Annotated in this window: 18 protein-coding genes and 1 riboswitch; of the genes, 10 read left to right on the top strand and 8 right to left on the bottom strand. The window is 41.7% G+C overall.

Annotation, left to right across the window (positions count from 1 at the left end; translation table 11 throughout):
* Both WBM98_RS08850 and metK read right to left on the bottom strand, forming a co-directional pair.
* The coding region (locus WBM98_RS08850) for a PLP-dependent transferase (protein ID WP_424365660.1) at positions 1-617 on the bottom strand (617 nt) is incomplete at its 3' end.
* A 126-nt stretch (positions 618-743) separates the two neighbouring features.
* A riboswitch (SAM riboswitch) is annotated at positions 744-880 on the bottom strand.
* Between the two features lie 76 nt (positions 881-956).
* The gene (metK, locus tag WBM98_RS08845; protein ID WP_424365659.1) at positions 957-2213 is read right to left on the bottom strand and encodes a methionine adenosyltransferase; all 1257 of its coding nucleotides are present in this window, start codon (positions 2211-2213) and stop codon (positions 957-959) included.
* A gap of 352 nt (positions 2214-2565) precedes the next feature.
* On the opposite strand from metK, the gene WBM98_RS08840 reads away from it, so the two are divergent.
* From WBM98_RS08840 to WBM98_RS08830, 3 genes are all read left to right on the top strand, one after another.
* Entirely contained in the window at positions 2566-3180 is a 615-nt protein-coding gene (locus WBM98_RS08840; RefSeq protein WP_424365658.1) for a deoxynucleoside kinase, read from the top strand.
* 12 nt (positions 3181-3192) lie between these two features.
* Positions 3193-3903 (top strand): dipeptidase PepE, encoded by a 711-nt coding sequence (gene pepE, locus WBM98_RS08835; RefSeq protein ID WP_424365657.1) that lies wholly within the window; start codon positions 3193-3195, stop codon positions 3901-3903.
* A 265-nt stretch (positions 3904-4168) separates the two neighbouring features.
* The gene (locus tag WBM98_RS08830) at positions 4169-4876 is read left to right on the top strand and encodes an energy transducer TonB (RefSeq protein ID WP_424365656.1); all 708 of its coding nucleotides are present in this window, start codon (positions 4169-4171) and stop codon (positions 4874-4876) included.
* Between the two features lie 73 nt (positions 4877-4949).
* Here WBM98_RS08830 and WBM98_RS08825 read toward each other — a convergent pair whose 3' ends face one another.
* From WBM98_RS08825 to WBM98_RS08810, 4 genes are all read right to left on the bottom strand, one after another.
* Entirely contained in the window at positions 4950-7370 is a 2421-nt protein-coding gene (locus WBM98_RS08825; protein WP_424365655.1) for a sodium-translocating pyrophosphatase, read from the bottom strand.
* Between the two features lie 111 nt (positions 7371-7481).
* Positions 7482-8009 carry an inorganic diphosphatase gene (locus WBM98_RS08820; RefSeq protein WP_424365654.1) on the bottom strand — a complete coding sequence of 176 codons (528 nt, stop codon included), beginning with the start codon at positions 8007-8009 and terminating at the stop codon, positions 7482-7484.
* Positions 8010-8080: 71 nt separating this feature from the next.
* Entirely contained in the window at positions 8081-10576 is a 2496-nt protein-coding gene (locus WBM98_RS08815; protein ID WP_424365653.1) for a DUF5686 family protein, read from the bottom strand.
* A gap of 113 nt (positions 10577-10689) precedes the next feature.
* A complete protein-coding gene (locus WBM98_RS08810) occupies positions 10690-11667 on the bottom strand; it encodes a pyruvate dehydrogenase complex E1 component subunit beta (protein WP_424365652.1) in 978 nt (325 codons plus the stop codon).
* A gap of 182 nt (positions 11668-11849) precedes the next feature.
* Between WBM98_RS08810 and WBM98_RS08805 the strand changes: the two genes are divergently transcribed.
* The 5 genes from WBM98_RS08805 to WBM98_RS08785 all read left to right on the top strand — a co-directional run bounded on the left by WBM98_RS08805 (position 11850) and on the right by WBM98_RS08785 (position 16774).
* On the top strand, positions 11850-12596 hold the full coding sequence (locus WBM98_RS08805; RefSeq protein WP_424365651.1) for an electron transfer flavoprotein subunit beta/FixA family protein: 747 nt from the start codon (positions 11850-11852) through the stop codon (positions 12594-12596).
* Between the two features lie 98 nt (positions 12597-12694).
* Positions 12695-13663: an electron transfer flavoprotein subunit alpha/FixB family protein gene (locus tag WBM98_RS08800; RefSeq protein ID WP_424365650.1), complete on the top strand. Its 969-nt coding sequence runs from the start codon at positions 12695-12697 to the stop codon at positions 13661-13663.
* 88 nt (positions 13664-13751) lie between these two features.
* Positions 13752-14381 carry a bifunctional nuclease domain-containing protein gene (locus WBM98_RS08795; protein WP_424365649.1) on the top strand — a complete coding sequence of 210 codons (630 nt, stop codon included), beginning with the start codon at positions 13752-13754 and terminating at the stop codon, positions 14379-14381.
* 20 nt (positions 14382-14401) lie between these two features.
* The gene (locus WBM98_RS08790) at positions 14402-15865 is read left to right on the top strand and encodes a NupC/NupG family nucleoside CNT transporter (protein ID WP_424365648.1); all 1464 of its coding nucleotides are present in this window, start codon (positions 14402-14404) and stop codon (positions 15863-15865) included.
* A gap of 84 nt (positions 15866-15949) precedes the next feature.
* The gene (locus WBM98_RS08785) at positions 15950-16774 is read left to right on the top strand and encodes a thymidylate synthase (protein ID WP_424365647.1); all 825 of its coding nucleotides are present in this window, start codon (positions 15950-15952) and stop codon (positions 16772-16774) included.
* Positions 16775-16849: 75 nt separating this feature from the next.
* Here WBM98_RS08785 and WBM98_RS08780 read toward each other — a convergent pair whose 3' ends face one another.
* Complete coding sequence (locus WBM98_RS08780; RefSeq protein ID WP_424365646.1) at positions 16850-17146, bottom strand: isoamylase early set domain-containing protein; 297 nt, start codon at positions 17144-17146, stop codon at positions 16850-16852.
* A gap of 151 nt (positions 17147-17297) precedes the next feature.
* Positions 17298-18383, bottom strand: a complete 1086-nt coding sequence (locus WBM98_RS08775) for an aminotransferase class V-fold PLP-dependent enzyme (protein ID WP_424365645.1) — start codon at positions 18381-18383, stop codon at positions 17298-17300.
* A gap of 58 nt (positions 18384-18441) precedes the next feature.
* On the opposite strand from WBM98_RS08775, the gene WBM98_RS08770 reads away from it, so the two are divergent.
* Positions 18442-18828, top strand: coding sequence for a 2TM domain-containing protein (locus WBM98_RS08770; protein WP_424365644.1), 387 nt, complete (start codon positions 18442-18444; stop codon positions 18826-18828).
* A gap of 14 nt (positions 18829-18842) precedes the next feature.
* Positions 18843-19322 carry a dihydrofolate reductase gene (locus tag WBM98_RS08765; RefSeq protein WP_424365661.1) on the top strand — a complete coding sequence of 160 codons (480 nt, stop codon included), beginning with the start codon at positions 18843-18845 and terminating at the stop codon, positions 19320-19322.
* The last annotated feature ends 3 nt before the right edge of the window (positions 19323-19325 follow it).

Genomic DNA, 19325 nt, shown 5'->3' with positions numbered 1-19325 from the left:
GTAAGGGAATGAATCACCAAATTCGCTCCGTATTCTATAGGATTCAACAAAGCCGGTGAAGCCACCGTATTATCAACAATAAATGGTACTTGCGCCGCTTTTGCCTGCTTTGCTATCGCCTTTAGATTCAATACATCCAATTTTGGGTTCCCTAGGGATTCCACAAAAATAGCCCGTGTATTCTCTTGAATCGCCTTTCTGAAATTTTCTGGATCGGAAGCATCGACAAACGTGGTGGTAATTCCTAAACGTGGTAAGGTAACATTCAACAAGTTAAACGTACCTCCGTATAAACTGCTCGAAGCGACAATATGATCACCCGTTTTTAAGAGTGTCATTAAACTCGTAGCAATAGCGGCAGTTCCCGAAGCGAAAACCACGGCACCAACACCACCTTCAATGGCCGCCAATCTATTCTGTAAAATTTCATTGGTAGGGTTGTTCAATCGTGTGTAAATGAAACCCAATTCCTTTAATGAGAATAAATTAGCCGCATGATCCGTATTATCGAAGACATACGATGACGTCTGATAAATAGGAACAGCACGTGTGCCCTCCGTTTTCGTTGTGTCGTGACCGGCATGCAACGCATTTGTAGAAAATTTTTGATTACCCATGATTTTATTTGTTTTAGTTGCTGTTGTTGAAATAAATCTAAACACAAACCTCCATGTCACGAAATTGTGACATTGAATAATCAAAAAGTTAAAAAGAAAGGGACAATTACAACAAAGTAATTCATTTCGTTATCTATACTTGACTAAACCAGGTGCCGAATCAAGTTCGACTTCAAGATAGAATTTAGCACCTTCTTTGGGAAAGTCACAAAGGGTTGCTAAGGCTTCAATGGGTCTATTCCCTCCACCTTTCTTGATAACAATTCAATATGTGTTTGAACTTTTGAACGGCAAATATAAGGCCGTGCTTTTGGTTTTTCCTAATTATTTATCTAAAAATTACATTTTAAAGGCCGTTTTAACGGCATCGACCATATCCAATTTTTCCCAGGTAAAGAGTTCCACCTCCTTTTCGATCCTGCCATTGTAAGGCGACTCGAATACCTTGGTAATCACTTTAGGTTCCTTCCCCATATGACCATAGGCCGCAGTTTCCAAATAAATCGGATTTCGCAATTTCAAACGCTCTTCAATGGCAAAGGGACGCATATCGAACAACTGGGCAACACGCTTGGCGATTTCACTATCTGAATATTCGATTTTTGAAGTGCCATACGTATTCACGAAGATCGATGTCGGTTCAACCACCCCAATGGCATAACTCACCTGCACCAAAATTTCGTCGGAGACTCCGGCTGCCACCAAATTCTTGGCGATATGACGGGCGGCATAGGCGGCACTTCGGTCCACCTTACTGGGGTCTTTACCACTAAAAGCCCCGCCGCCATGGGCGCCTTTACCGCCGTAGGTATCAACGATAATCTTTCTACCTGTCAAGCCCGTATCCCCATGCGGACCGCCAATTACGAATTTCCCGGTAGGATTGATATGGTATTTAATCTGATCATCGAACAATGCCCGATCGCTTTTTGGCAATTGCTCGATGACCCTGGGCATCAAGATTGATATAATATCTTCCTTGATCTTGGCAAGCATTTTAGCATCGTCAGCATCAAATGCATCGTGTTGCGTAGAAACTACGATGGTATCAATTCGTTGTGGTACGTTTTCATCTGAATATTCTATGGTAACCTGGGCTTTGGCATCGGGTCTAAGGTATGGAATTTCAGTCCCCTCCTTTCTTATGGTCGCCAAAGTCCTTAAAATCCTATGTGAAATATCCAGCGCCAAAGGCATATAATTCTCGGTTTCCTTAGTGGCATAACCGAACATCATACCTTGGTCCCCAGCGCCCTGTTCTTCCTTGGCACCTCGGTCAACACCCTGATTTATATCCTGTGACTGTTCATGGATTAAAGAAATGACGCCGCATGAATCCCCACTGAATTGGTATTCCCCTTTTGTATACCCAATGGCATTGATGACATCCCGGGCAATATTCTGCACATCCAAATAGGTATGGCTTTTTACTTCTCCCGCCAAAACAACCTGTCCCGTAGTCACCAACGTCTCACAAGCCACCTTGCTTTCGGGGTCAAAAGCCAAGAAATTATCCAATAAGGCATCACTGATCTGATCGGCCACTTTGTCCGGATGCCCTTCACTCACGGATTCTGAGGTAAATAAATAAGCCATTTTTACGTAAAATAAGGAGAAGAAAATCTAAAAAGGATTGCAAACAAAGTGAATATACTGAATCAATTCAGCCAACACTGCTTTAGCATTTTTTGAACTACCGAACTTATTCCAGCATCTGGCATTTCTTTTAGCCAGGTCCTAAAAAACATTCAGGACTTCGAGGTTGCAATCAGTCAAATCTTTCCTCTCAAGATTGGAGGCAAAAATAGGTATTTAGTCATGAAATAAAAATTTTGGAATCATAATATTACCTTTCTATTTCAACCTATATATTTTTTCAAACTCGATATACTTTGTATATTGTCATGCAATACTTTAAGATTGCCCTAACCACAAAACACAGGACCACATGCACATTGCAGTTGCTGGCAATATAGGTGCCGGAAAGACCACCCTAACTAGATTATTGGCAAAACACTACAAGTGGGAAGCCCATTTTGAAGATGTTGTCGACAATCCCTATTTGGATGATTTTTATAACCAGATGGAACGATGGAGTTTTAATCTGCAGATTTATTTTCTAAACCATCGCTATCGACAAGTACTCAAATTCAGGGAAAGTGGTATAGACATCATACAAGATCGTACAATTTATGAGGATGCCTATATTTTTGCGCCCAATTTACATGCAATGGGTTTGATGACCAATAGGGACTTCAAAAACTATTCAAGTCTTTTCGAACTCATGGAAAGTCTGGTTCAGCCGCCGGATCTTCTGATCTATTTGAGAAGTACGATTCCAAATCTGGTCAATCAAATACATAAACGTGGACGGGAATATGAAAATTCGATATCCATTGATTACCTAAGTCGTTTGAATGAGCGTTATGAGGCTTGGATCCATGGCTATGAGAAAGGAAAGCTCTTGATCGTTGATGTTGATCAATTGGATTTTGTCGACAATCCCGAGGACCTTGGTTTGATTTTGAACAAGATCGATGCCGAGATAAATGGATTATTCTAACGACGATACCCAATGATGAATTGTCTGTTAGCGAGCACATCAACATTGTATGGGGGCCAGTATTTAGATTATTTATTCGATGCCCTAGAGGAATTGTACCAAAATACCCATGAGATTTTATTCATTCCGTATGCCAGGCCCAGTGGTATTTCCTATGAAGCGTATACCGATATAGCAGAAAAGGCTTTTAAACATATCGGCAAAAAAATCGTAGGCATACATACTTTTGATGACCCCGTCACGAGCTTGGAAAATGTGCAGGGCATTTTTACTGGAGGCGGTAATTCGTTCGTACTTGTACATAGTCTTTACCAGCAGGGCCTAATAACGAAATTACGCGAAGTAATCACTCAAGGAACCCCATATTTGGGTACCAGTGCCGGAAGCAATATCGCCGGACCAAATATTAAAACCACCAATGATATGCCCATTGTCTACCCGCCAAGTTATGACACTTTGGGCATAGTCCCCTTTTGCATTAACCCCCATTACGTCAATCCTGACCCAGCGTCGAAACACAAAGGGGAAACCCGGGAAACACGTATCAGGGAATTCCATGCATTCAATACTACGGCAGTTGTTGGTCTTCGTGAAGGAAGCTGGATTCGAATCAAAAACCAGACTATGATCCTAAGTGGCGGTCATCTTAGTGCCCGAATATTCGAACACGGGAAGGAAGCCTACGAATTATCGGAAGGGGCGTCGCTACACTTTTTGGAATAACGCCTGATACATCATTATTTTCATTCCCTTTTACCAGATCAATACCGCCATCGTAAAATACCTCCCTCTTCGGGAAATCGGTTTCACGCATTGAAAAGCCCCGTTCCCTCAATACCGGTTTTATAAAAGCCCTTAAAACGGTAGCTTCATTCCAACATTCAACCTGCCTAAAAACCGACTTTATCAATTCCGGAGTTCGATATCGTCGAATTATAAACGAATGTGTAACCCTGCCTTTCCTTGGAAGGGCCCAAAATTTTAAATGATGAAACCAAAAAAGTATGCTAAAAGGGATTTGAACAAGAACAGTGGACTTTATTTTGTAATAGGACTTGTCCTGGTCATGGTATTGACTTATGTGGCCTTTGAGTGGAAAACGTATGATAAGACTTATTATGATTATATCGGAATGAATACACCAGACATTGACTTGACTGAAGAATTACCCCCTATAATCACACTTGATGTGCCACCGCCCCCTCCTGAACCGGCAATACCGGATGTGATTGAAGTAGCGAAAAACGAAGATCCCATAATTGAAACAGTCATCGCAACTTCAGAATCCAATGAGGAAAGAATTATTTTGGATGTCAACGATATACCAGTGGTGGATGAGCCCGTAGATATACCTATACCTTTTTCTGTCATTGAAGACGTCCCTGTCTTTCCAGGGTGTGAAAATGCAATTGATAAGCGGGTCTGCTTTCAAGAGCAAATGAACAATCACATTAGGAAAAACTTCAGATATCCCGAAATACCCTTGGAAATGGGTATTCAAGGCAAAGTGTATATGCAGTTCATCATTGAAAAAGATGGAAGTATTGGGCACATTCAAAAAAGGGGGCCAGACCAATATTTAGAGGCCGAGGCCGTACGGATCATTGAACTGCTCCCAAGAATGAAACCGGGAAAACAACGGGGTAACCCTGTTAAAGTACCCTTTAGCATTCCCATTACTTTTAAATTGCAGTAAGCTATAGCTATTATAAAAACACAAAACCTGCAAATGAGAATTTGCAGGTTTTATGAATATTTGAATTCTGCGTCTAGTTTTCGACTTCTTCCTCAACCTTTTCAATCACTTTCTTTACTTTGATGTTCACGTCAGAAGCATCCCCTTTATAGGCTTCCACTTTGGCCATCACTTCTTCCTCAGTTCCTGCGAAAACTTCTTCGTTGACGGACTTTTCGCCATTTTCGGTCATCGTGGTCGTTACGGTCGCATTTACAGTACCGTCGTCGTTCTTTTTCATTTCGACCCGTACCTCTTTCTGTACTGCCTGGACTACCATTTCCGTAACTATCTTTTGTTCGTTATAGGCCGATAAGGTATCGGTTGACAAGGCGATACTTGGTGCGATCACCAAGGCCACAACAGACATCAGCTTTAAAAGTATATTCAAAGAGGGTCCAGAAGTATCCTTAAAAGGATCTCCAACAGTATCCCCGACAACAGCAGCTTTGTGGGCATCAGTACCTTTACGACCATCGGATTCGATCATCTTTTTGGCATTGTCCCAAGCGCCACCGGCATTCGATTGGAAGATGGCCATCAATACCCCAGCAGAAGTAACTCCGGCCAAAAGGCCACCCAACATTTCAGCGCCACCGATAAATCCTACAGCAACAGGTACAGCAATCGCCAAAAGGCCTGGCAAAACCATTTCCCTTATAGATGCTTTGGTTGAGATGTCGACACATTTATCATATTCGGCATAGCCATCAGCTGCATCAAAAATAGCCCGTTGCTCTGGCGTTGCTTTAGACATATCCGAATCAACAGCCCGCATTACTTCCAATGCCGCTTTCAATTGTGGTATATCCCTGAACTGACGTCTTACTTCTTCAATCATGGCCATTGCCGCCCGACCCACAGCGTTCATTGAAAGGGCGGAGAATACGAAAGGAAGCATGGCACCCACAAGAAGCCCTGCCATAATGTTTGGTTTAGAAACATCGATAGAGGTTACATGCGCAACTTTCATAAAAGCAGCAAACAAAGCCAAAGCGGTCAATGCCGCAGAAGCGATAGCAAATCCCTTACCGATGGCTGCAGTTGTATTACCTACCGCATCCAATTTATCGGTACGCTCACGAACTTCACTTGGCAATTCTGCCATTTCAGCAATTCCACCAGCATTATCTGAAATCGGTCCGTAGGCATCAACAGCCAATTGAATCCCCGTATTCGCCAACATACCTACAGCCGCAATGGCAATACCGTAAAGACCGGCAAAATGATGTGATACCAAAATGGCAGCGGCGATTAATAAAATAGGAATCATGGTAGACATCATACCTACCCCTAAACCTGCGATAATGTTTGTGGCGGCACCAGTTTCGGATTGCCGTACAATTGAGGTCACCGGTTTTGTGCCAGTACCTGTATAATATTCAGTTATTTTACCGACACCTAAGCCCGCCACTAAACCAGCAAGTGTTGCAAAAAAAACACCATTAGCCGTATAATTAACTCCTGTGTATTCCCATACTTCAGGAATCATGGCGGTAATAATAAAGTATGAGGCTACTACCATTAATCCAGCAGAACCAAACTCCCCTATATTCAACGCGGTTTGTGGATTTCCCCCATCTTTTACCTTTACGAAGAATGTACCGATAATAGACATGATAATACCGACCGCAGCCAAGACCAACGGAAGATAAACTGCACCCAAACCAGCAAAATCAGGAGTGATAATAAATGCCCCCAAAACCATAGTACCAATAATAGAGCCTACATATGACTCGAATAAATCGGCGCCCATACCGGCAACATCACCTACATTATCACCTACGTTATCAGCTATGGTAGCAGGGTTTAAGGGATGGTCCTCAGGAATACCGGCTTCAACCTTTCCTACCAAGTCAGCACCCACATCGGCAGCCTTGGTATAAATACCACCACCCACACGGGCGAACAAGGCAATGGAAGAAGCCCCCAAAGAGAATCCTGAAAGTACGTTCAATACCATACCTAAATTATCTGCCCCTGGCCAAATGTTCTGATAGATCATAAAAAGACTGCTTAGGCCTAAAACACCTAAACCAACAACACCCAAACCCATTACCGACCCACCTGCAAAGGCAACTTCAAGGGCTTTACCTAAAGAAGTTCTAGCCGCTTGGGTGGTTCTAACATTTGCTTTTGTTGCCACCTTCATACCAATAAATCCTGCCAAACCAGAACAAATGGCCCCAACGATAAAAGAAACAGCCACCATACCGTTTGAACCTACTTCATTGGATCCCTTGAAATATAAAAGAATAGCGACCGCCAGCACAAAAATTGCAAGTATTTTGTATTCAGCTTTTAGAAAAGACATGGCGCCATCGGCAATATTTTTTGCTATTCGAGCCATTTTTGCGTCACCCACTTCCTGTTTTGAGACCCACAAGTTTTTGATAAACACGAATAATAATGCCAATACACCAAAGGCCGGTAAGAACTTTACGATTAAATCCATTTTAATAAGTTATTTTAGGTTTTTTTAACAGATGCAATGTAGTAAAATCATATAGATAAAAAAAGCGGGTATTTATTGAAAATACCCGCTCGAAACCCTAAGGGATTTTATTTATATTGTAAAAGTCCTTTTTTTCTTATGCTCACTTAATTCGTAGCGTTCAACACTTTGATGATAAATTTCGACGGCTTCTTTCGCATCTCCCCAACCACCAACATCTACCTTTTTCTTTTCTAAATCCTTGTACACCTGAAAGAAATGCTCAATTTCCTTAAGTCGATGTGGATTTATGTCCGAAATATCATTCCTTTCGCTCCAAATGGGATCGGAGATGGGCACGCATATGATTTTCTCGTCAGGCCCTTTTTCATCGGTCATATGGAAAACACCAATGGGTTTCACCTCAACGACCACCATAGGAAATGTCGGTTCTGTACACAAAACCAAAACATCCAGCGGATCCTTGTCCAATGCCAAGGTTTCTGGGATGAACCCATAGTCACCAGGGTACATCATCGATGAAAACAAGGTACGGTCAAATCGAATTTTGTGTAGGGTAAAGTCATATTCATATTTATTTCTACTGCCCTTTGGTATTTCAATCAGAACATCAAAAGTGAGGATTGCATTTTTACTCATATTTTTATTTTTAATGGTTCGTAAAGATATTGAAAAGATCGGATTCCCTTTTCATCGGTTCCTAAAATACCCTAAAAATGGAACCCGAATTCTCCGGTTATACTAAAAGGTCTTGCATCAGGGTTCTCAAGGTAATTACCCCTGAAATTAAAATCTATCCTAAAAAATTTGAAAATATTGCCCACTCCTACCGAATATTCCCAATAAATCTTGTCATTGGGCGCCTGTAAGAGAATGTTCGCCGGACTGTTCAAAGCAATATTCCCGGGCGACAGTTCACCCCAAACGCCTCGTAGACCTATGAATTCCCTCAGGTTCAATTTTCGAATCAATGGTATTCTAGAGAATATCCTTCCATTAAAATTATGCTCTAGGTGAACCGATGCATAGGTATCCGTAACGAACTCATAAAAATCAAGATTGGGAAATGTATTGTATATGGTGAACAGGGTCTGATTCCCAGGAACCACGTTCAAAAGACTTAACGGGACCTCCCCAAAAGTCTTACCCAACTCAATGGTACTGTAAAGCCTACCATAGCCTCCCAATTGCCAAGGCTGACTATATGAAAATTGTAACTTGCTGTAATCGAAATCGCTTTCTAAAAAGCCTTCGAACCCTTTGGTGTAGTTCAAGAGCAGGGTACTGTAGGTGTCATTAATATTTCTCCGTTCCACCCCATACCCAATGGTTCTTTTACCCGGTGTATACACGACCATCGTATTCACATCGAACTGTTTCACTTCCGACGAAACACCATTCGGCGCTGTGGGATCAATATAATCCAAATTAAATGCTTCAGGCAATGCCGAGCCCAAGGTTCTTAAGGAACTTCCAATACGCACCCTGAAATTGGTCAATGGTTCTATTTCCATACTGAACGTACTCAGGTCAATATTCGAAAGCCTATCATTGGAACCTACGGTAAAGACCGAGGATGAGGCTATACTGCGGCCAAGTACATCATTCGTGGATGTTAAACTGAGGCCCAATTGTTCCACATCGCGCCGATGCCCCCCAGAGAGAATCAACCTGCTTTCTTTGTCGACCAGCCATTTTGCCGAAAAACCATGTTTCACTTTTTTATCCATAAAACCATAGGCCATATACCCCTCTAAACGCCATAAGTCGTTCTGTCCAAAATAGGTCCTGGCCCCACCGCGCAAGCGAATACCCTCGGCATCATTATACCCGAACACGCTATAAACATCCCCAATGTCGAGATTCCATTTGTCGATTTCAATATACCCCGACCCTAAAATACTCACGATATTATAGAACGTTTTGAACTTGGGTACGGTCTTAAGAGTATCCAATAATTGATAGATTCCTTTTTCATCCTTGTTCAAGGATTCCAATCTACTGTTCTGCCAAAAAATACTATCCCTATTCAAAACCAGGGGATCGAATGCGTTACTTTTCGTCTTATAGAATTCCCTAGGTTTTGCGATATTGAACCGATAGTCATCATAGACGGTAGTTCGTTTGCCGTATACCCCTTTGGATTCTTCCTTTTTCTTTAAGCTGAAATCGGTCAACATATAATCCCGTTTCAATAGAAATACCGAATCGCTCACCACCTCAAAATCCTGCTCTATATAAATCTCCTTTACCCAATTGATATTGGCACTCTTGGTTACTTCGAGGTTGATATTCTTTATGGCATAGGTTGAGTCATTGACCCAAAAATCACCTTTAAAGGTCAATTCGTTTTTGCGTCTCGGATAATATGTGATATTGTAGCACCATTTATTGTCGATAAAAGCACTATCCCTTAAGACATAATTATACGTATCGATACCTGTTCGAGACAAAGGGCTGGTAAAACTCTTATCAAAGAATTTCAGATAATTATCATAAATATCGTAATCTTGGTATAGGTCCTCAACAAAAGCAATTATCGCTTGATTGCTTTCAAATCCTGAATTTTTATTTCCCAATACATCCTCCTTTTCGACATTCGTCGTATTGTCTCCATATACTTTTGAGAAAGTTTCGTTCAAAAATATGGGCAGATAGGTCTTACCCGTTATGCGTGAAGTATCTAGATCTTGGAAAACAAACTCCAATCCCTTGAAAATCTTCCTTTTCATTAAGGCACTATCAATGGTATTCAGGTCGAACTCAACCTTCTCGTACTTGTCATATTGATATTGTTTGAATTTCCTTAATCCATTGACCCTTTTTTTGGCCCAAATTTTACGAAGTATGTCAATGGCCGGATTATTCTTTTTGGATTGCTTACCCCCAAAGACGATCACTTCATTCAACTGCTCTGTATTTTCAAACAAGGTGATTTCCATATTGTAATTCACCTTTGAACTCAATGGAATATCCTGGGTATCGAAACCCATAAAGGAAATTTCAAGGAAATCGTATGTAGTGTCCGATTCCATATAAAAGTTTCCGTTGTCATCGGTGGTCGTTCCCTCTGTCGAATTTTTAAAAATGACATTGGCAAATGCGACTGGCTCACCAGTTTCATCAATGACGGTGCCTCCTACCTTTGATTGTGAAAAAACAACCATGGTAAAAAGCATAAATAACGGCAAAAAAAATCTATTCATTTACGACTGGTGTTCAAAGGGCCATTCCGATAAGGGAATCTTGACGTTAAAAAATAAAAGCTTCGTCAACACTTGGTCGGCGAAGCTAAATTACCTTTACAAATTGGTACTCCTTATTTATATAACACTTTTTTAACGGCTTTTATCACATCTTCATGGTTAGGCAACCATTCTGCCAATAATACTGGTGAATAGGGCGCTGGGGTATCTGCCGTGTTTATTTTTTGGATGGGTGCATCCAAGTAGTCAAATGCGTTTTGCTGCACATGGTAGGTGATTTCGGTTGCGACATTACCAAAAGGCCATGCTTCCTCCAAAATGACCAAACGATTGGTTTTCTTTACTGAATTTAGAATCGCCTCATAATCCAAAGGCTTTACGGTACGTAAATCGATTATCTCACAACTAATTCCTTCCTTGGCCAATTCATCAGCGGCTTTATCTGCTTCTTTGATGATCTTACCAAAAGAAACTATGGTCACATCAGTACCTTCCCTTCTGATATCGGCCACACCTAAAGGAATCGTATAATCCCCTTCGGGCACTTCGCCCTTATCACCATACATTTGTTCGGATTCCATAAAAATAACAGGGTCATTGTCCCTGATGGAAGATTTTAATAATCCTTTTGCATCGGCAGGATTGGAAGGTACCACTACTTTTAAACCTGGACAGTTCGCAAACCAGCTTTCAAATGCCTGTGAATGCGTCGCTCCTAATTGACCCGCAGAACCTGTTGGTCCACGGAACACGATGGGGCAATTGAACTGCCCACCTGACATTTGCCTGATTTTTGCCGCATTGTTTATGATCTGATCAATACCGACCAATGCAAAGTTAAAGGTCATGAATTCAATGATAGGCCTATTTCCAGTCAAGGTCGAGCCCACACCAACACCAGCAAAACCCAATTCGGAGATCGGGGTATCGATAACACGTTCAGGACCAAATTCGTCCAACATTCCTTTCGATGCCTTATAGGCTCCATTGTACTCGGCAACTTCCTCACCCATTAAATAAATGGACTCATCCCTTCGCATTTCCTCAGACATGGCCTCTGCGATGGCTTGCCTAAACTGTAGTGTCTTCATGTACTGCTTTTTTTAGTTATCCCTTTCGGATAAAAACGAAAGCAAAAATAGCAAATTATATCTCAATCGAGGGGTTCATTGATTCAAAAAAAGTTACAAAAATTACTATGCACGCATAGTAATTTCTAAAAAGATTACTTATCTTAGCAAGATTCTATTAAACTCCTGAAAATAGTTCGTTTATGAAGATATTAGTTTGTATAAGCAACGTCCCTGACACCACATCGAAAATCAATTTCACCGATGGCAATTCCAAATTTGACACCAATGGTGTTCAATTTGTGATCAACCCAAACGATGAATACGGGCTAACCCGGGCCATGTGGTTTAAGGAGAAACAAGGTGCCACAGTGCACGTCGCCTCTGTTGGCGGCCCCTCTGCGGAATCTACCATACGAAAAGCGCTGGCCATCGGTGCAGATGAAGCCATACGCGTAAATACAGAACCTACCGATGGTTTTTTTGTTGCCCAACAATTGGCTGCAGTGGTTAAAGATGGCGGATATGATTTGATCATTGCCGGAAGGGAATCCATTGACTACAATGGCGGTATGGTTCCAGGAATTCTGGCCACCTTATTGAACATGAATTTCGTGAACACCTGTATTGACATCGAGGTAGACGGAAACAATGTGAAAGCTGTGCGTGAGATTGATGGAGGAAAGGAAAAGATAGAGACCACATTACCTTTGGTTATCGGGGGTCAAAAAGGACTGGTACAAGAAAGTGATTTGCGCATACCGAATATGCGAGGCATCATGATGGCCAGGAAAAAGACTTTGAGTGTCGTTGAGCCAGTTGCGGCCACAGTAACCACCACCGATGTCAAGTTCGATAAACCTGCACCTAAAGGCGCGGTGAAACTGGTTGATGCAGACCATGTCGAGGAATTGATACAGCTCTTGCACAACGAGGCAAAAGTGATTTGAACATGATCAAAAGCAATCCAAACCGGTCGCGGAAACCTTAAACCAATAATCTGTTCCTGAATTATATTCAGGGTAAATATTAAAAAATTAAAAAAAATATGTCAGTATTAGTCTATACAGAATCGGACAATGGTAAATTCAAAAAGAACGCCTTTGAAGTTGCGTCCTACGCCAGTGAAGTTGCCAAATTATTGGGCACTACAGCCACGGCCATTTCAATCAATGCCGATGAAAATGAAAGCTTGGGCCAATATGGTATATCGAAGGTTTTGCATGTTTCAAATGATAAATTGAAACTGTTCAATGCCAAGGCCAATGCCAAAGCCATCATAGCAGCCGCCAAACAAGAAGGGGCAAAAGTGATTATAGTCAGTTCCAGTTCAGACACCAAATTCCTAGCTCCAATAGTGGCTGCTGAACTAGGGGCCGGGTATGTTTCCAATGTAATGGCAGCACCAGAAAGTACAGCCCCATTTACCGTAAAGCGAAGCGTTTTCAGCAATAAGGGTTTTGCCCATACCCAAATCCTCACCGATATTAAGATCATAGGAGTTTCAAACAATTCCTTTGGGTTGGTTGAAAATAATGTTTCGGCAAGTATTGAAGCTTTTTCCGTTGAATACACTGATGCCGATTTCTCAACGAAATCTACGGAGGTTGACAAAGTCGTTGGCAAAACGTCCATTGCAGATGCCGATATTGTGGTTTCTGGAGGTCGTGGTCTGAAAGGCCCTGAAAACTGGGGTATGATCGAAGAATTGGCAGACATTCTTGGGGCGGCCACTGCGTGTTCGAAACCCGTATCGGATATGGGATGGAGACCACATAGTGAACACGTGGGACAAACAGGCAAACCCGTGGCCTGTAATCTATACATTGCCATTGGCATATCGGGAGCCATACAGCATTTGGCTGGGGTCAGTGCCTCCAAAACCAAAGTGGTAATCAATATAGATCCCGAAGCACCCTTTTTTAAAGCTGCGGATTACGGTATAGTAGGCGATGCCTTCGATGTAGTACCTAAACTCATTGAAAAATTAAAGGAATTTAAAGCCCAAAACGCTTAATTTTTGTTAATTTGCGCCTCTAAGGGGCTGTTCAATTAATGGGTCATGCCTCTTAATTTGAACAGCCCTTTGTGGTTTAAAACGGCCTATGAGTTTAGTACGATTAAAAATTAAGGGAATTTCCTATAGCCAAACCCAAAATGGTGCCTATGCCCTTATTTTGAACGAGGTTGACGGTGATCGCAAACTTCCGATTGTCATCGGGGCATTTGAGGCGCAATCCATTGCCATTGCCCTTGAGAAAGAGATAAAACCTCCACGACCGTTGACACATGATCTTTTCAAGAATTTTGCAGATCGCTTTGACATTGTCATCAAGCAGGTCATCATTCATAAATTGGTTGACGGGGTTTTTTATTCGAGCATTATCTGCGAAAGGGATAAAATCGAAGAAATTATCGATGCAAGGACCAGTGATGCCATCGCCTTGGCCCTGCGTTTCAATGCGCCGATATTTACCTACAAGACAATTCTAGACAAGGCTGGTATATTTTTAAAGTTCACCTCCAAGGATAGTGAAAAGAAAGAAAATGACGACAGTATCATGGTCGATGAGATCTTACAGGAAGGGGAAACTGTGGAAATCGATCAAGGCGCGACCGATGCGTTTACTGAATTGACTATTGATGAATTGAACAAAGAACTGGACAAGGCCGTAGCCAATGAAGATTATGAAAAGGCGGCTAAATTGAGGGACGAGATTTCCAAAAGGAATTAACTTAAACGAGCATTCTTTCTATGAAGACTAATTTTTGGGTGCTGTTTTTCATACTATTCCTATCCCTAACTTCCTTTGCACAAACTGCCGTATCACAAGATGCTTTAATTTCGGTAACCGAATCTGTTGTAGCGACTACCCAAAGTGCTACTTCCGCACCCCAGATGATTCCCAACGCAGGATTTTCGATCAATAGCCTATGGCGGGGTATTCTGGGTATGTTGGCCCTCATACTGATCTCATACCTCTTCAGTGCCAATAGAAAGGCCATTAATTGGAAGACCGTAGGTATTGGTCTAAGCATTCAGGTAGTGTTGGCCATTAGTATCCTGAAGGTATCTTTTATTCGTATGTTCTTTGAATTTTTGGGCAAGATCTTCAATGAATTGCTCAATTTCACTTTGGCCGGAAGTGAGTTCATTTTGGGCAACCTCCTCAATCTCGAGAACCCGAACATAGGTTATATTTTTGCTTTTCAAATACTTCCGACTATCATCTTTTTTTCCGCTTTGACCTCGGTGCTCTTCTATTTGGGTATTATTCAAAAAATAGTGAAAGGATTGGCCTGGTTATTAACAAAATCCTTAGGTATATCAGGCCCTGAGAGCCTTTCTGTTGCAGGTAACATATTTTTGGGCCAGACCGAATCGCCATTAATGATCAAAGCCTATTTGGAAAAAATGAACAAGTCCGAAATACTATTGGTCATGATCGGTGGTATGGCTACCGTCGCCGGAGGGGTATTGGCGGCATACATTGGTTTTTTAGGTGGGAACGACCAACAATTACGGCTTGAATTCGCAAGACATTTAATCGCCGCATCCGTTATGGCGGCGCCAGGGGCCATCGTCATATCAAAAATATTGTATCCGCAAACGGAATCGGTAAATACCGACGTTTCCGTTTCTTCAGAGAAAATAGGCGCCAATCTTCTTGACGCCATTGCCAATGGTACGACCGAAGGTTTGAAATTGGCCGTAAACGTGGGTGCCATGCTTTTGGTATTTGTCGCCTTCATCGCCATGATCAATGGCATTCTAGGATGGGCCGGGGACCTTACCACGCTCAATGACTGGATTGCAGCCAACTCAGCATACAATCAACTCTCCTTGGAGTCCATTCTAGGGACAATCTTCGCGCCTTTGATGTGGCTGACCGGGGTACAGACAGCTGATATTATGCAAATGGGGCAATTGTTGGGCATTAAATTGGCCGCCAGCGAATTTGTAGGCTATATTCAATTGGCCGAACTAAAGGATGTTGCCAATGCAACACACTTTACTTATAATAAATCAGTGATTATGGCCACCTATATGTTATGCGGGTTTGCCAATTTTGCCTCTATAGGCATACAGATCGGTGGTATTGGATCCTTGGCACCTGGCCAACGCAAGACCCTCTCCGAATTTGGCATGCGAGCCGTACTGGGTGGATCTATAGCCTCTTTGCTATCCGCAACCATCGCGGGTATGATATTAGGTTGATGCCTGCCTCGTTAATAAAATATAATAACTCAAAAGGTTAGATTATAAACCTTTTACCTTTAAACTTTTACCTTTGCCCCCACTATGAAACAATACCACGATTTATTAAAACAGGTTTTAGAAGTTGGCTGTCAAAAGGGTGATCGCACCGGGACAGGAACCCTAAGTGTTTTTGGGCATCAAATGCGTTTTGACCTCACCGAGGGCTTCCCCATGGTAACCACCAAAAAGTTGCACCTAAAATCTATCATCTATGAACTTTTATGGTTTTTAAAAGGAGATACCAATATTACATACCTTCAGGAAAACGGGGTGCGCATATGGAACGAATGGGCCGATGAAAATGGAAATCTAGGTCCCGTTTATGGTCATCAATGGCGTAACTGGAACAGCGAGGGAATTGACCAGATCAAAGAAATCGTACATGCCTTAAAAACCAATCCCAATAGTCGAAGAATGTTGGTCTCGGCATGGAACCCAAGCGTACTTCCTGACACCTCCAAATCATTTGCTGAAAATGTGGCCAATGGCAAGGCCGCCCTACCCCCTTGCCATGCCTTCTTCCAATTTTATGTGGCAGATGGCAAGTTGTCCTGTCAACTATACCAACGTAGTGCGGATATCTTTTTAGGGGTGCCTTTCAACATAGCATCCTATGCCCTATTCACCTTGATGATGGCGCAAGTTTGTGGTTATCAACCGGGGGAATTCATCCACACTTTCGGGGATGCCCATATATACAATAACCATTTGGAACAAGTGGAATTACAATTAAGCCGGGAGCCCAGACCATTGCCTAAAATGATCATCAATCCTGATGTAACGGATATTTTCGATTTCAAATTCGAGGACTTTACCTTAGTGGATTATAATCCATACCCACACATAAAAGGGGTAGTTGCGGTATGATTTCGGTAAAATAAGAATAAATAAAAGGCCCAAACGTCGAAACCTTTGGGCCTTTTAAATTCTCTTCTTCTTTGATTAAAGCTCTAGCACCGCATTTTCAGTTCCCGCATAATCATTCCATTGGTAACGATCAGCTTCGGTCTCATTCACAAATTCCCCATCGACCAAATATTTAAACTCATAGGTGTTTTCCTTAGGAAGATCAAATGTGCCTTTAAAAGTTCCGTTCTTCAATTTTTTCAAGGTACTTCCTTTTGGATTCCAATTGTTGAAATCACCAACTACGGCCACTTTTTTAGCATCTTCTGCCGGTACTGTAAAGGTCACTTTACATACTGGCTTTGTTTTTAAATATTGTTTTGCAATTCCCATAACATGTACATTTTAAATTCAGCGCAAAATTAAGGTATTAAATCACTCATTACCAATGATTCATATCATTTTTATGATTTTCTTAATATATCGCATGCTTTTAGGCCGGCTTCTTAAAAACCGACCAAAGTATTTACTATCTAGGTAAAAGCTATAGCTTTTCTTTAAGGATTCTTACAAGGATATCGATTTCATCTGTGCTATTATAAAAGTGAAAGCTAAATCGAATGCCTTTTCCCCGTTGGGAACAGACCACCTTATTATCGGTCAGATGCCCAAACAGGACATCATTACCCTTCACATTGAAAATCGTACTATGCTCTTTTCTGCTTACAACAACATCCTCCAACAATCCCAAGGCCGAAAATTCATTCTTGGCCTTGATGGACAGGTCTTTTAACTGTTGGGCAATTACATCTTTACCGATCTTTGTCAATAAGCCAAGGGAATGGTTAAGGGTACCAAAGTTCAATGTGTCTAAATGTCCAGGTTCAAAATGTTTGGCGAAACGAATGTTATCCTTATTCCTTGGATCTGCATTGGCGGCATTGAAACCAATGGTCTCAACATTGACCAATTCCTTTACATGGTCTTTGAACATAAAAAATCCATTTCCATAACCAGACAACAACCATTTATAGGAACTTGCCCCCAAAACATCAATACCCGATGCCTTAAAATCAAAGTTCGCAGTACCACAGAATTGGGTGCCATCGGCTATGATCAATAACGCTGGAAATTCTTTTTTCAACCTGGAAATAAAATCCAAATCTATCAGAATACCATTTACCCATTGGATCAGGCTTAGGGCTAAAATCGAAATCCCATCGGTTTTGATCTTTGCATGTATATTCTCCTCAAGGTTCGCATCTATGGAACCATATGAAATGGGGAACCCCCGATTCTCGAAAGACCAATTGACCGACGGATAATCGTTCTCAAGGAGCAGCACTTTGTTCCCTTTGTCCAAACCTTCCAAGAGCATATTCAGTCCCAAAGAGAAATTCTGCACCAAAGCTACATTTTCATAGGCACAACCAAAGAAGTCTCCCACTGCCTCCCTAGTATCCGTGATGATATGGGCGCTTTCCATTCGCATGTTACTGGCCCCTTTAAGAAATTCGAGGTCATGTCGTCTTCGCCAATCTATGGTGCTTTCATGAATCAGGCCTGAAGAGGCCGTGTTGGCATATAGGTACTCTTTAAGAATGGGAAATCCGGTCCTAAAATTCATCATACTTAAAATTCAATATGTATCAAATACTTTATCTTTGTGGTTAAAGATAATAATTCGCATGTTCACGAAGACCAAAAAGAAAACGGAACTGAATTTGGAACAACATGACCTCCTAGAGACTGCCCATGCGCGCTTAAAACAAAAGAAACAGCTTTATGTGCATTTTGTCATTTTCTTGATCGGCAGTGTGTTCTTGGTCTTGATCAACAAAATCCTGAAGTTTGGTGACGCGTATGATTGGTTTGTTTGGGCCATCACTTTTTGGGCCTTTTTATTCGTAATACATGTGGTCAATGTTTTCGTTACCCAAAAATTCATGGGCAAGGAATGGGAAAGGCAACAGCGTGAAAAGTTGGTCTTTAAGCAGAAACAGAAAATCGCTGAAATACAAAAAGAGATAGAGACGGATTTCCCCTTATCAAAAATCAATAAAAAAAAACTGTAGTGCAGACGATAACGATGATAGCCGCCATGGGCGAAAACAATGCGCTGGGGAAAGACAATGATCTTCTCTGGCATCTCCCTGATGATTTCAAACGTTTTAAACAACTGACCACTGGGCATTCTATCATTATGGGAAGAAAGACTTTTGAGAGTTTTCCAAAACCTTTGCCCAATAGAACACATATTATTGTTACAAGAGATAAAAAGTATAAAGTACCCCACGAAGATTGTATCGTCACACATTCCTTGGAAGACGCCATAAAAATGGCCCATGGGGATGATAACACTTTCATTATTGGAGGAGGCGAAATCTACCGGCAAGGGGAATCGTTTGCCAATAAAATGGAGCTCACAAAGGTACATGCCACTTTTGATGCCGACACGTTCTTTCCTGAAGTGGATGAAACCATCTGGCAATTGATTGCCTCCGAATTTCATTCCAAGGATGAAAAACATGCGTATGATTTCACCTTTTTAACCTATAGTAGGAAGTGAATC

Origin of the sequence: Maribacter sp. (genome assembly GCF_049667165.1) — a bacterium.
Lineage (GTDB): Bacteria > Bacteroidota > Bacteroidia > Flavobacteriales > Flavobacteriaceae > Maribacter_A.
This window is presented reverse-complemented; position numbering and strand designations above follow the sequence as displayed.

Coding starts and splice junctions, on each gene's coding strand:
- WBM98_RS08820 (WP_424365654.1), bottom strand. CDS start 8,009: ATGAGTAAAAATGCAATCCTCACTTTTGATGTTCTGATTGAAATACCA.
- WBM98_RS08830 (WP_424365656.1), top strand. CDS start 4,169: ATGAAACCAAAAAAGTATGCTAAAAGGGATTTGAACAAGAACAGTGGA.
- WBM98_RS08840 (WP_424365658.1), top strand. CDS start 2,566: ATGCACATTGCAGTTGCTGGCAATATAGGTGCCGGAAAGACCACCCTA.
- pepE (WP_424365657.1), top strand. CDS start 3,193: ATGATGAATTGTCTGTTAGCGAGCACATCAACATTGTATGGGGGCCAG.
- WBM98_RS08775 (WP_424365645.1), bottom strand. CDS start 18,383: ATGATGAATTTTAGGACCGGATTTCCCATTCTTAAAGAGTACCTATAT.
- WBM98_RS08815 (WP_424365653.1), bottom strand. CDS start 10,576: ATGAATAGATTTTTTTTGCCGTTATTTATGCTTTTTACCATGGTTGTT.
- WBM98_RS08795 (WP_424365649.1), top strand. CDS start 13,752: ATGAGTTTAGTACGATTAAAAATTAAGGGAATTTCCTATAGCCAAACC.
- WBM98_RS08780 (WP_424365646.1), bottom strand. CDS start 17,146: ATGGGAATTGCAAAACAATATTTAAAAACAAAGCCAGTATGTAAAGTG.
- metK (WP_424365659.1), bottom strand. CDS start 2,213: ATGGCTTATTTATTTACCTCAGAATCCGTGAGTGAAGGGCATCCGGAC.
- WBM98_RS08800 (WP_424365650.1), top strand. CDS start 12,695: ATGTCAGTATTAGTCTATACAGAATCGGACAATGGTAAATTCAAAAAG.
- WBM98_RS08790 (WP_424365648.1), top strand. CDS start 14,402: ATGAAGACTAATTTTTGGGTGCTGTTTTTCATACTATTCCTATCCCTA.
- WBM98_RS08825 (WP_424365655.1), bottom strand. CDS start 7,370: ATGGATTTAATCGTAAAGTTCTTACCGGCCTTTGGTGTATTGGCATTA.
- WBM98_RS08810 (WP_424365652.1), bottom strand. CDS start 11,667: ATGAAGACACTACAGTTTAGGCAAGCCATCGCAGAGGCCATGTCTGAG.
- WBM98_RS08765 (WP_424365661.1), top strand. CDS start 18,843: ATGATAGCCGCCATGGGCGAAAACAATGCGCTGGGGAAAGACAATGAT.
- WBM98_RS08805 (WP_424365651.1), top strand. CDS start 11,850: ATGAAGATATTAGTTTGTATAAGCAACGTCCCTGACACCACATCGAAA.
- WBM98_RS08785 (WP_424365647.1), top strand. CDS start 15,950: ATGAAACAATACCACGATTTATTAAAACAGGTTTTAGAAGTTGGCTGT.
- WBM98_RS08770 (WP_424365644.1), top strand. CDS start 18,442: ATGTTCACGAAGACCAAAAAGAAAACGGAACTGAATTTGGAACAACAT.